We start from the raw sequence: 12,134 nt of genomic DNA, 5'->3' as shown, positions 1-12,134 counted from the left end.
TTTTTGTTCCGAACGTTCGGAATACCAGTTAAAATTAAATATTTTTGATGGATGTTACCCGTACAGCAATTTCAGGATTTTATTGAACAGCAACAGCTGTTTGTTCAGGGTAACAGGATTCTTTTGGCCGTAAGTGGCGGAAAAGATTCGGTATTAATGTTGCATCTGTTTAAAGCAATAGGCGTTGATGTTGGTGTAGCACATTGTAACTTTAGTTTAAGGGCTGATGAGGCGCAACGCGATGAAAGTTTTGTTGCATTACTGGCCAGAAATTTAGGGTTACCTTTTTATGTAACGCATTTTGACACCAAAAAATATGCTGCAGAAAATAAAATTTCGACGCAGATGGCTGCACGTGATCTTCGATATCAGTGGTTCGAAGAAATCAGGCTTTCGGAGCAATACGATTACATTGCCCTGGCACAACATCAGAACGATGCAGTTGAAACGGTATTGATTAACCTTACCCGCGGTACAGGAATAAGCGGATTGCATGGCATTCTACCTAAACGCGATCGATTGATCAGGCCATTGTTATTTTTAAACCGGCAGCAGATTGAGGAACTGGTAAAAGCCAATAACATCGATTTTGTGGAGGATAGCTCGAATGCCAGCACCTACTATACCCGCAATAAGATCAGGTTACAAGTTATACCACATTTGCAGGAGATTAACCGTAATCTCGAAAAAACCTTTGCCGAAAATATTTCCCGCTTTGCAGAACTGGAGACTTTTTTAAATGTACAGGTTCAAAAACTGGCTACTAAAATTTTAAATAAAAGGGCCGATGGAGTTTATATCCCTTTAGAAGAAATTACACGGTTAAATCCACAAAAACTATTGCTTTACGAATTATTGAAGCCTTTTGGTTTTGGTGAGCATGTGATACAAGAAATTTTGGATTGTTTAAAAGCACTAAGTGGAACACATTTTTTTAGCGCAACACATCAGGCGATTATCAATAGAAATGATTTGGTTATCGTTGAGAAAAACGTTTCAGTTACGGCCAATCAGTTTATCCACCCTGCTACCGAGAGTATTATTTTTGCAGCTCACGAAATGGCATTAAAGTTTACGGAAGAAATAACATTCGAATCCGATGCAAATAAAGCTTTTGTAAATGCCGGTAAGCTGATTTTTCCATTGGTATTGAGGAATTGGCAAAATGGCGATAAATTTGTCCCCCTGGGCATGCGTAGCCTGAAAAAGGTGAGCGATTATTTTATTGACGAGAAAGTTCCGCTACATTTGAAAAACACCACCCCTATTTTAGTAAACGGAAACGGTGAAATTGTTTGGATTGCAGGTATGCGACAGGATAACCGATATAAATTAACTACTGCAACAAAAAAAGTTGCTATATTCGAACTCAAAATTAAATAAGTGGAAAGCAGATACGCCTATATCGAAAAACAATACATTGGCCGCGATTACGTCCGCATTTTTATTCGGTTGATTATGGCAGCTTTCTGTTTTGCAGCCTATGTTTATGAACGCGACCGCGACAATACGCAAGATCTGTTCTTAGTAGTGGGTTTCGGGATTATTGGTGTTTCTATGCTCCTGTTATTTCTGATTCAGTATAAAATTATTGTAGATAATGGCAGCATGGTTTTGGATGGACTTTGGACAACAAAACGTGTTAAAATAGATTTAAACAGTATTGTTGACGTACGCAAAGCGACTTACAGCCGTTATTTTTTCAATAATCCGGTATATAATCTTCATACCAAAGGTACTATCCGTTTCTATTCATCAGGTAAAGATGCGGTTGTATTAACCGATCGTGATGGTTTAGAATACTTTATTGGCACACAAAGACCTAATGAACTGTTTTTGGTGATAAAAGAGGAAATGAGGAACCTCAAATAACCACCTCAGTTCACCAAAGAAATCTCTACTTATTATCTAGTCTTTATTATTGCAATAGGCCGACACGCATTATAGATTAAAATCGGGTACATTTGCGATAACAACAATACGTTTATAATGAAGATAGGAATTGTTTGCTACCCCACTTTTGGCGGTAGTGGAGTAGTTGCAACAGAACTTGGTAAGGCACTTGCTAACGAGGGTCATCAGGTTCACTTTATCACATATAGTCAGCCTGCAAGGCTCGATTTCTTTTCTGCCAACCTTTTTTATCATGAGGTTTCGGTAAGGAATTATCCGCTTTTTGATTATGCGCCTTACGAATCGGCATTGGCCAGCAAACTGGTAGATGTTGTCCGTTTTGAGCAACTGGATGTATTGCACGTTCATTATGCCATTCCACATGCTTCCGCCGCTTTTATGGCCAAGCAGATTCTGGCCAGTTATGGCCTTCATATTCCGGTGGTAACTACTTTGCACGGTACCGATATTACCCTGGTGGGTAAAGATCCAACCTATAAACCAGTGGTAACTTTCTCTATTAACCAAAGCGACGGAGTAACTACTGTTTCGGAAGATTTAAAAGAAGATACCTATCGCCACTTCGAAATCACAAAAGAAATTAAAGTTATCCCTAACTTTATCGATTTTAGCAGGTTTAGTTTACAGGCAAAAGATCACTTTAAAAAAGCAATTGCCCCAAATAACGAACGGATTTTAATCCACACCAGTAACTTCAGAAAGGTAAAACGGACTGAAGATGTAATCAAAATTTTCGAAAAGGTGCAGGCGGTAATTCCATCAAAACTTTTAATGGTTGGCGATGGACCAGAACGTGTTTATAACGAACAACTTTGCCGGTCGCTCAACATCTGCGAAAGTGTACGGTTTTTAGGCAAACAAGATGCCGTAGAAGAAATTTTATCGGTTTCCGATCTTTTCCTGATGCCTTCAGAATCTGAAAGTTTTGGTTTAGCAGCATTAGAGGCCATGGCTTGTAAAGTTCCTATCATTACCACAAATGCCGGAGGTTTACCAGAGCTTAATGTAGATGGATTTTGTGGCTATATGAGCAATGTAGGCGATGTGGATGCAATGGCAGCGCATGCTATTGAAATCCTAAAGGATGATGAAACGCTTAACCGTTTTAAAGAAAATGCTTTTACAAGAGCTCAGGATTTTGATTTGAAAAAAATTCTTCCGGAGTATATCAATTATTATAAAGAAGTAATAGAAAACTCGTTACAGGTTAAATACTAAAGGCTTATTGCCCTTTATTAATATGAAGTTTTGCAGTGTAAATGCTGCAAAACTTTTTTTTGCCCAATTTTACCATTAGGTTAGGTAATTGTTAATATTTGAAAAAACAAAACTTTCTCTAAATCAAATGATTATAAATCGTATCTTTGCGGCCTTGAAACGGTTTGGCGGATAGAAATTTCTAAAGTCGTTTCACCAAAATTAAAAAAGAGGTTAGCCCAAATGAAAAAAATAGTTGATTACAGAAAGCTTTTGAACGTAGATAAAAATGCTGAGTTAAAAGAGCTTAAATCGGTGTACCGTACACTGATGAAAGATTGTCACCCTGATAAATTTCAGCAGGAAGAAGAGAAATTGGATGCAGAAGCAAGAAGTAAAGAAATTATCGAAGCTTACCATTTCTTAGTGAGCATTGCGCCAGAAACACGCGAGCAGAATATCGAAACTTACACACAAACCACCACGTTATCTAATATTCAGGATTTCGAATACAAACAACAGGTTTTAAATATCCAGTTTTTTGATGGAAGTGCTTACGAATATTTCGATGTGCCAAAAGCAATTTATGTGAAACTGGTAAATGCCGATTCTCCGGGACGTTTTGCCCGCAGACACATTTTTAATGAATTCCCTTACCGTAATGTTGCAAGGGTAGCAGAACCAGCATAATATTGATCAAATAATAATATTTGGAAAAGTCCCGACGAAAATCGGGACTTTTTTTATTTCTTAAAATCAGCTACCATTAATTTTTCGCCTTCCTCCGCATCTTTTAAGGCTACTTTTATTTCGATGTGATTTTCTTTTCTGTTAGATGGAGGAATTGGAACGCCCCTGCCAAGTCCGATAGAAGCTAAAAAGATCAGTAATACCAATCCCATTAGCCTTATAGCTTTCTTGAAATATTTCATTTTAAATCAATGGTGATTTCCCGATTGAATAATCAGTAGATCTGTAAAACAATAATTGAATGGCCTTTTTGGATATCAGGCCAAAACCGGTGTTAGTTTATGTGATCTTTTTCTGTAGGGTATTGCGAGATCGCTTCCTGAACAAATAAGCGCGAAATGCGGGGATTGGATAGGTGAGTAAGGCTGAGTTTGGCCAATTTTACGGCGAGTAACCTGTTAAAGGTGAAAATCTGTAAAAGGTATTCGCCGATCGAGGCACTAGTTTTGATTATTGCCTTCCTGATTAGAGTTGGGGCGGTAAAATGCTTACGTTTATGAGATACCCATTCTGTTTGAAAAGATGGATTATATTGAAAAGCAACCGAACCTGCGCTGTTGTTGGAAAAAGTAAGCAAACTCCAAAACAGGATAAATAAAGTTATCCCTTTCGAGTACATTTTCCCTGAATATATTGATTTACAGCCCATTTACTTTTGCTAAAGGTAGCATTATTGCTGCAAAAGAAAAATAGCGCTATTTTGAATTTAAATTGATATTCTCCTCTTTAAGGATAGAATATAATCTACAATAGCCTGGCAATGAATTTTAGTGGTATCAAATACCGGGATTTCAAAATCATCCTGATTGATGAGCATTGGGATTTCTGTACATCCCAAAATAATGCCTTCCGCTCCATCTGCAATCAGGTCATTAATTATTTTGAGGTACTGCGCCCTGGTTTCTTCCAGTATCACTCCCCTACCCAGTTCTTCTTTAAGCGTAAACTGTATATAATCGCGGGTTTCTTTTTGGGCTGGCACCAAAACGTTTAATCCATGGTCTTCGAGTTTTTTGATGTAAAAATCTTTCTCCATGGTAAATACGGTACCCAATAGTCCTACCTTTTTAATTCCGGTGGCATTTATGGCTTTAGCCGTTTCGGTACCGATGTGGATGATCGGCAGACCAATTTCCTCCTGAAGCTGATCAGCAAAAAGATGAGCAGTATTGGCGCAGAGCACGATGGCTTCTACACCACTCCGCCTTAAACTTTGGCAGGCATGAAGCAAAAGATCAAACGAGCCTTCCCAGGTTTGATCCTGAATATCGGCAAAATTAAGGGAGTAAATAATACATTCAGCGAAATTTAATCCACCCAACCGCTCATTTACGCCCTCATTTATAAAACGGTAATAATCTATTGTCGATACCCAGCTAATGCCTCCTACTAAACCAATTTTTCTCATTATTTAAATCGACTCATGACTTTGAACTATAGACTCATAACTAATTAAGCCTTGCTCCAGGTTGTTCCCTCTTTTCCGTCTTTAAGCTGAATACCCAACTCCTGCAATCCGATACGGATACGGTCTGAGGTTGCATAATCTTTATTGGCTTTTGCTTCAGTCCTTAAGTTAATCACCATATCTAAAACGCCATTTAAGTCATTTCCTCCGGCATCTTCATCTTTCAGACCTAAAATATCGAATACGAAATCGTTGATCAGTTGTTTTAGTTTTTCTAAGGCTTCTGCTGAGATTTTCCCTTTACCATCATAAACAGTATTAATAATGCGAACGGCTTCAAATAACTCAGCAACTAAAATCGGACTGTTAAAATCGTCATTCATCGCATTAATGCATTTTTCTTTCAATGCATCAATATCGAAATCGTTCTGTTCAGAAACCGATAATTTATCCAATAAACCAATTGCCGACATTAAACGACGGAATCCTTTTTCCGAAGCATCCAAGGCATCGTTAGAGAAATCCAAAGTACTGCGGTAATGTGCCTGCAACATGAAAAACTTCACCGTCATCGGGCTATAACCTTTCTTCAGCAAGGGGTGATCTCCGGTAAACAACTCCAGAGGAAGAAAACCATTTCCGGCCGATTTAGACATGCGTGTGCCATTTACTGTAAGCATATTGGTATGCATCCAGTAGCGCGCAGGCTGTTTATGGCTGCAAGCTTCCGATTGTGCAATTTCGTTGGTATGGTGCGTGGCCGCTAAATCCATTCCACCCCCATGGATATCAAACTCTGCACCCAGATATTTGGCGCTCATGGCTGAACATTCGATATGCCAGCCCGGAAAACCCATACCCCATGGCGATTGCCATTGCATCAGTGTTTCAGGCTTTGCTTTTATCCAAAGTGCAAAATCCAACCTTCCGCGTTTCTCATCCTGTCCACCCAGTTCGCGGGTATTGTTCAGCATGTCTTCCAGGTTGCGGTTGGTTAAAATCGTATAATTATATTCCTTACTATATTTTTCTACATCAAAATATACGTTGCCATCTACTTCATAACCATAACCATTGGCAATAATCACCTTAATCATTTCAATTTGCTCAATAATATGGCCCGTTGCGGTAGGCTCGATACTAGGCGGCTGGGTATTAAACATGCGCAATACATCATGAAAACCCAAAGTATATTTCTGCACAATTTCCATGGGTTCCAGTTGCTCTAACTTTGCACGTTTTGCAAATTTATCATCGCCTTCATCTCTATCGCCTTCCAAATGGCCTGCATCCGTAATATTACGCACATACCGTACCTTATAACCAGCATATTTAAGGTACCTGAAAATTAAATCAAAAGAAATAAATGTGCGACAATTACCCAGGTGCACATCGCTATAAACAGTAGGGCCGCAAACATACATCCCAACGTTGGGTGCATTTAAGGGTTGAAAAAGTTCTTTTTTGCGTGAAAGCGTATTGTAAAGCTGTAAGCCAATATCCATATTGCAAATGTAAGATTTAGTTAGAAAGTTAAAACGTTTAAAGTTGCAATGTTTAGCTTATGATTTTTAACTAACATTTATCTATCGGGTAGAATGCTTATTTTATATTGTTTCATTGCTAGATTGCTTCATTGTTATTTGGAAAGGTGCAGTAGTGCTTATCGGTAACAGCAGTCCCTCTTTCCGCTATAGCTTCGCCGAAGGGGCTCAGGCTGCCGCTTCAATAGGGTTTAGGTGGCAGGGTTTTATGATTTTATGATCGTAAAATTACGAAGTTAGCCAGTGCTGGCCTCTGTGGGGAATGTCATTAAGTAAGGTTTTTAAACACGGATTTTTATATCTGTGTTCATCCTTTTTATCTGTGGTTAAATTATTTTCACCTGTGCCAATGGCTTAACTTAGTGACATTATACCAATTAGCCAGCACAAGGTATCCGTTCCGTCAGATGTTAACATCTGACGTTAGAACAATTTTTTAATTCTAATTTAGTTTAACATAATAACCCTATTAACAATGGTCGAAATTAGAGCGATAACCGAAAAAGATGCAGAGAGTGTAGCCGGGCTATCCACACAATTGGGTTACGAAAGCAATATCGAGCAAACACTGTTCAGGATCAGGCAGATTAACAACAGCATGGAAAACTGCGCTTATGTTGCCATATTTGAAAACACGGTGGTGGGCTGGATCCATGGTTTTTATACTTTAAGGGTAGAATCAGATGCTTTTGTAGAAATTGGTGGATTAGTTGTCGATGCTGCTTACCGCAACCTAAAAATCGGGAAACAGTTAATTGATTGTGTAAAACTTTGGGCAAAACAGCATCAGGTGAAAAAACTAAAAGTGAGGTGCAACACCAAACGCACCGAAAGTCATCAATTTTACGCGCGGGTTGGTTTTAAAGAGAATAAACGGCAGATTGCTTTTGAAATGGATCTGGATTAATTTTTAGTGTCAGATAGAAATATCTGACACCACAGTGAAAATCAGGCTTTATACCCAGTTAATCCCCTGAGCATAGTCGAAGGGTAAACAATTAACCTGTTAACCAAACTATTATTACAACCCTCAAACATTTCGGCATTGCAACAATTCAATCCTATTCATTAACTTTGTACCATGATTGATTTACCGGTAGTACCTGCTGTAACTGAAGTTAAACGCAAACCTGATTGGTTACGCGTAAAATTGCCCGTTGGTAAAGAATATGCACAAGTTCGCAGTTTAGTAGACACGCACAAGCTGCATACTATCTGCGAAAGCGGTAATTGCCCTAATATGGGTGAGTGCTGGGGTGCAGGTACGGCAACTTTCATGATTTTAGGTAACATCTGTACCCGGAGCTGCTCTTTCTGTGCAGTTGCAACCGGCAGGCCCTTGGCTGTTGATGTTGACGAACCTAACCGTATTGCCGATTCCGTAAGGTTAATGGGCGTTAAACATTGCGTAATTACTTCGGTAGACCGTGATGATTTAAAAGATGGCGGTTCAATTATCTGGGCTGAAACCTTACAGGCCATCCGTAGAGAAAGTCCGATCACTACCTTAGAAACTTTAATCCCCGATTTTAAAGGTCAGTGGGATAATTTATACCGCGTTTTAGAAGAACGCCCGGAAGTGGTTTCGCACAATATGGAAACCGTTAAGCGTTTAACCAGACAGGTACGTATCCAGGCTAAGTACGACAGAAGTTTAGAAGCTTTAAAAAGAATTTCGGAATTTGGTTTAAGAACTAAAACAGGCATTATGCTTGGTTTGGGCGAAACTGAAGAAGATATTTTCGAAGCCATGGACGATTTAGTAGCTAATGGCGTTCACATCCTAACCTTAGGACAATATTTACAACCAACCCGTAATCACCATCCTGTGGTTGATTGGATCCACCCTGATACTTTTGCCATGTACAAAGAAGCTGGTTTGGCAAAAGGCCTAAAATATGTAGAAAGTGGCCCGCTGGTACGCTCATCTTATCACGCAGAAAAACACCTTTTCCCTATTGAGGGAATAGCATAATCCAGATTATTTAAAGATTTAAAAGATTGTAACTCGCTTCAATGAAACGAGTTACAATCTTTTTAGTTTTTTATAAGCGCCGTATCAAGTTCATTTTTCCCGGTTGCTTCTGATAGTTCATACATGCGTGGTGCATTATTATTGGCCATAGTGCCATCTTTATTAATAATTACGTAATGAGGGATCCCGCTAACTCCATAGGTTTTACAAACCGGGTTTTTGGTCCAGCCTTCGGCAATTAAGTTTATACCTGTTAATTTGTATTCTTTTATCGCATTTTTCCATGCTTTTTCTCCGCTATCCACACAAATATTAATAAAAACAACATCCTTATCCTTATAACCCTCATGCAGTTTTGCTTCATAGTTCTCAATATCATAAATACAAGGACCACAACCTACTCCCCAAAAATCGATATATACCACTTTACCTTTAAAATCGCTCAGCGAAACGCTTTTTCCTTTATCATCAGGCAATGAGAAATTAGGTGCCTGTAAACCCGGTTTTAAGTTTTTGGCCAAATCGTATTTTTCTGCCAGGACTTTTTTAAAATAGGGCGTTTTTGCCTGGGGTAAATAATGATTGTATACTTCCTCAACATCTTTAAATGGATAGTAGTCGAAACCAAACATAAGACAGTTGGTGATAAACCAGTCTTCCACAAACGTCGATCGCAAAGCTGCTTTGGCCATATAATAATCTTTAAAACTAAAATTAGTCGGGCTGCTTTTTCGGATTTCTTCCACGTACCTGTTAACTGGAGAGGCAAACCGGATATAATTGAACATAAAGTCCCTGTACTCTGGCAGTTCTATTAGATACCTTTCATTAGAAGTTTTATAATTATCGCTACCATCCAGAATACCATATTTTAAAGATTTTGAAGGCTTACCGTTTACTTTTCCTTCAAGCATTGGCAGTTTAAAAGCACTATCTTCTACTACCTTGAGGGAAAAGCGATCCAATAATTTAGCATCTCTAAGCCAGGATGCATAAGAAAAATAGTTGTTAGAAAGCAAATATGATGTAGATGAATTGGCATGGTCAACATCTTTAGACAAAATGAACTTTACTTTTTTACTGTATAGATTATTCAGCAGATCAAATTTTGCCTTCGCAGACAAAGTTTCACGTTCTTTATAAAACTGATCTCTTAGCTCTGTTTCAGGCTTTCTAAAGTTTTTATAGATTTCCCACTCCGTTTCCAAAGTTGTTGTTCTGCCTGCATTATTTGATTTTAAAGTAAATGATTTCTCAAAATTCTTTTCATCCCAGTTCAACAAAATGGTGTCGCCGTCGGCAACAGTAATGGTTACCGCATCATCATTTAAATAAAGATACAACTGCTGACTATTGATAATTGGAAAAGATTTTTCAAATGATCCATCCTTGTTAAAATCTACAAAATAACTTTCATTATTGTGCAAATAGGTGGTCATGCCAAATTCAAAGAATTTATCTTTTAAATTTTTCGCTTTACCTTTTAATACGAAAGTTCCCTGTTTACCAAAACTGGCCAACATATCTTCTTCGCTTTTTGGATTGCTGTTTTTTTGGGCAAAAATCGGTGTACCGAAAAGTAGGGTAACTATAACTACCCCATATTTAAGCGCTGTATTCATTTAGATGTTATATTTAGTTAAACTAAAATAGTACAATCTGATGTAAACAGAAGTTAAAAATCGTTAAACTTTTTCAAGCTTAAGACTTCAGAATAAATGATTAAAAAAAATAAATGTTAAACCATTAAAGCTTATTGGAAAACAAATTAATTAATCGCACTCCTAAGCGGAATGCATTTTTAAAACATTTTTTTGCTTTTAGTGTTCTGTATTGTATCTTAGCGACCAATAGTGACTGCATTAAAAAAATTAACCCTAACCGAGCCTGAACTTGTTCAAGCACTGCAATCGAAAGATCCTGCGGTACTAAAAACACTGTACAGCATGTATTCGTCAGCGCTTTACGGCGTTATTTCACGCATTATTACTCACACAGAGCTTGCAGAAGATGTTTTACAAGAAACTTTTGTAAAAATCTGGCAGTCTGCAGCACACTATGATCATACAAAAGGACGTTTGTTTACGTGGATGATGAATATTGCCCGCAATTTATCGATCGATAAACTACGTTCTAAAGATTTTAAGAATTCACTCAAAAACCAAGATATAGAAAATAACGTAAGTTTCGTTGATGAACAAAACAAGGTTACGTTTAATCCTGATGTTCTTGGTGTTAAGCAACTTGTAGAAAACCTTAAACCGGATTTACAAGCAGTTCTTGATTTAGTTTATTACAAGGGTTTCACGCATGTGGAAGCCGCAGAAAAGTTAGATCTGCCATTAGGTACGGTGAAAACCCGGATCCGGTTGGCTATTATTGAATTGAGAAGGAATTTTAATTGAGCGTGGAAAATTTAAAAGCATATATCGAATCTGGAGTACTCGAACTGTACGTTTTAGGTGATTTATCACCTGAAGAAACGTTGCAGGTTGAGGAAATGGCATCTCAAAACCCTGAGGTAAGAGATGAAATAGCGGCCATTGAGCAAGCTATGGAGCAATATGCTATGCAAAATGCTGTAGAACCATCTGCAGATGTAGAAACAAGATTATTCGAAAAGTTGGGGTTAAGTGAGGTTGAGGAGAATGTGAATGTTCAACCCAAACCAATTTATGCTGAAGAACCAAGAATTATACGTTTGGATGGAAGTGATGCTAAAGTGAGAACTTTACGTTACGCCTTAGTTGCTTGTATAGCTTTATTGGTAGTAAGTACCGCGGCATTGTTTATTACTTATAATAAACTGAATGCTGCGCACGACCAGATTGCCAGTTTAAACCTGGATAAACAAAAATTTGCCGGTGTGGTAAGCAAACTGGAATTTGAGAACCAGGGATTAGATAATATGGCAGCCATGGCCGATAGCAAAGAATGGGCAACCATCAGAATGGCAGGACAGGCTTTTAGTCCAACTTCTAAAATGAAGGTGTACTGGAATAAAAAAGATAAAAGCGTGCTGATTAACTATGTGGCAATGGATTTACCAAAAACCGATGCCGAACATGAATATCAGTTATGGGCTTTGGTAAATGGAAAACCGGTAAGTTTAGGTGTTTTCGGAAAAACAGATTCGACTAATAACGAAGCCCTGTTGAAAATGCAAACCATTCAGGAAGCACAGGCATTTGCCGTAACCTTAGAGCCTATGGGCGGAAGTGTTAACCCAACCATGGACAAATTAACCGTAATGGGTGGTGTTTAACTAGAAATTATTTAGTCAAAATATTAAATCCCGACATTTATCAATGTCGGGATTTTTGCTTTTTGCAAGCAGTACACCGTC

13 protein-coding genes are annotated in these 12,134 nt (G+C 38.2%); 8 read left to right on the top strand and 5 right to left on the bottom strand.

The window, feature by feature from the left end; genetic code table 11:
- Window positions 1–51 precede the first annotated feature (51 nt).
- The 4 genes from tilS (at window position 52) to H9L23_RS25895 (ending at window position 3,801) form a co-directional block, all read left to right on the top strand.
- A complete protein-coding gene (gene tilS, locus H9L23_RS25910; RefSeq protein ID WP_187592983.1) occupies window positions 52–1,383 on the top strand; it encodes a tRNA lysidine(34) synthetase TilS in 1,332 nt (443 codons plus the stop codon).
- Window positions 1,384–1,872, top strand: coding sequence for a hypothetical protein (locus H9L23_RS25905; protein WP_025144182.1), 489 nt, complete (start codon window positions 1,384–1,386; stop codon window positions 1,870–1,872). It begins immediately after the preceding gene.
- A gap of 117 nt (window positions 1,873–1,989) precedes the next feature.
- Window positions 1,990–3,132 (top strand): N-acetyl-alpha-D-glucosaminyl L-malate synthase BshA, encoded by a 1,143-nt coding sequence (gene bshA, locus H9L23_RS25900; protein WP_187592982.1) that lies wholly within the window; start codon window positions 1,990–1,992, stop codon window positions 3,130–3,132.
- A gap of 222 nt (window positions 3,133–3,354) precedes the next feature.
- The gene (locus H9L23_RS25895; protein WP_025144180.1) at window positions 3,355–3,801 is read left to right on the top strand and encodes a KTSC domain-containing protein; all 447 of its coding nucleotides are present in this window, start codon (window positions 3,355–3,357) and stop codon (window positions 3,799–3,801) included.
- Between the two features lie 53 nt (window positions 3,802–3,854).
- Here the strand turns inward: H9L23_RS25895 and H9L23_RS25890 are convergent, their stop codons facing one another.
- From H9L23_RS25890 to cysS, 4 genes are all read right to left on the bottom strand, one after another.
- Window positions 3,855–4,043 (bottom strand): hypothetical protein, encoded by a 189-nt coding sequence (locus tag H9L23_RS25890; RefSeq protein ID WP_187592981.1) that lies wholly within the window; start codon window positions 4,041–4,043, stop codon window positions 3,855–3,857.
- Window positions 4,044–4,135: 92 nt separating this feature from the next.
- The gene (locus H9L23_RS25885) at window positions 4,136–4,480 is read right to left on the bottom strand and encodes a hypothetical protein (RefSeq protein ID WP_187592980.1); all 345 of its coding nucleotides are present in this window, start codon (window positions 4,478–4,480) and stop codon (window positions 4,136–4,138) included.
- An 87-nt stretch (window positions 4,481–4,567) separates the two neighbouring features.
- On the bottom strand, window positions 4,568–5,269 hold the full coding sequence (locus H9L23_RS25880; RefSeq protein ID WP_187592979.1) for an aspartate/glutamate racemase family protein: 702 nt from the start codon (window positions 5,267–5,269) through the stop codon (window positions 4,568–4,570).
- A gap of 44 nt (window positions 5,270–5,313) precedes the next feature.
- On the bottom strand, window positions 5,314–6,774 hold the full coding sequence (gene cysS, locus H9L23_RS25875; RefSeq protein ID WP_187592978.1) for a cysteine--tRNA ligase: 1,461 nt from the start codon (window positions 6,772–6,774) through the stop codon (window positions 5,314–5,316).
- A 514-nt stretch (window positions 6,775–7,288) separates the two neighbouring features.
- Between cysS and H9L23_RS25870 the strand changes: the two genes are divergently transcribed.
- Together H9L23_RS25870 and lipA are read left to right on the top strand one after the other, a co-directional pair.
- On the top strand, window positions 7,289–7,720 hold the full coding sequence (locus H9L23_RS25870; RefSeq protein WP_187592977.1) for a GNAT family N-acetyltransferase: 432 nt from the start codon (window positions 7,289–7,291) through the stop codon (window positions 7,718–7,720).
- Window positions 7,721–7,894: 174 nt separating this feature from the next.
- A complete protein-coding gene (gene lipA / locus H9L23_RS25865) occupies window positions 7,895–8,788 on the top strand; it encodes a lipoyl synthase (RefSeq protein ID WP_025144173.1) in 894 nt (297 codons plus the stop codon).
- A gap of 62 nt (window positions 8,789–8,850) precedes the next feature.
- Here the strand turns inward: lipA and H9L23_RS25860 are convergent, their stop codons facing one another.
- Window positions 8,851–10,410, bottom strand: coding sequence for a peroxiredoxin family protein (locus H9L23_RS25860; RefSeq protein ID WP_187592976.1), 1,560 nt, complete (start codon window positions 10,408–10,410; stop codon window positions 8,851–8,853).
- 231 nt (window positions 10,411–10,641) lie between these two features.
- Here H9L23_RS25860 and H9L23_RS25855 point away from each other — a divergent pair, with 231 nt between their 5' ends.
- A complete protein-coding gene (locus tag H9L23_RS25855; RefSeq protein WP_138819933.1) occupies window positions 10,642–11,193 on the top strand; it encodes an RNA polymerase sigma factor in 552 nt (183 codons plus the stop codon).
- Between the two features lie 2 nt (window positions 11,194–11,195).
- Window positions 11,196–12,053 carry an anti-sigma factor gene (locus tag H9L23_RS25850; RefSeq protein WP_187592975.1) on the top strand — a complete coding sequence of 286 codons (858 nt, stop codon included), beginning with the start codon at window positions 11,196–11,198 and terminating at the stop codon, window positions 12,051–12,053.
- Window positions 12,054–12,134 lie beyond the last annotated feature (81 nt).

It is taken from the genome of Pedobacter roseus (assembly GCF_014395225.1).
GTDB lineage: Bacteria > Bacteroidota > Bacteroidia > Sphingobacteriales > Sphingobacteriaceae > Pedobacter > Pedobacter roseus.
Note: the sequence above shows the minus strand (reverse complement) of the source record. Positions and strands in the feature narration are given on the sequence as shown.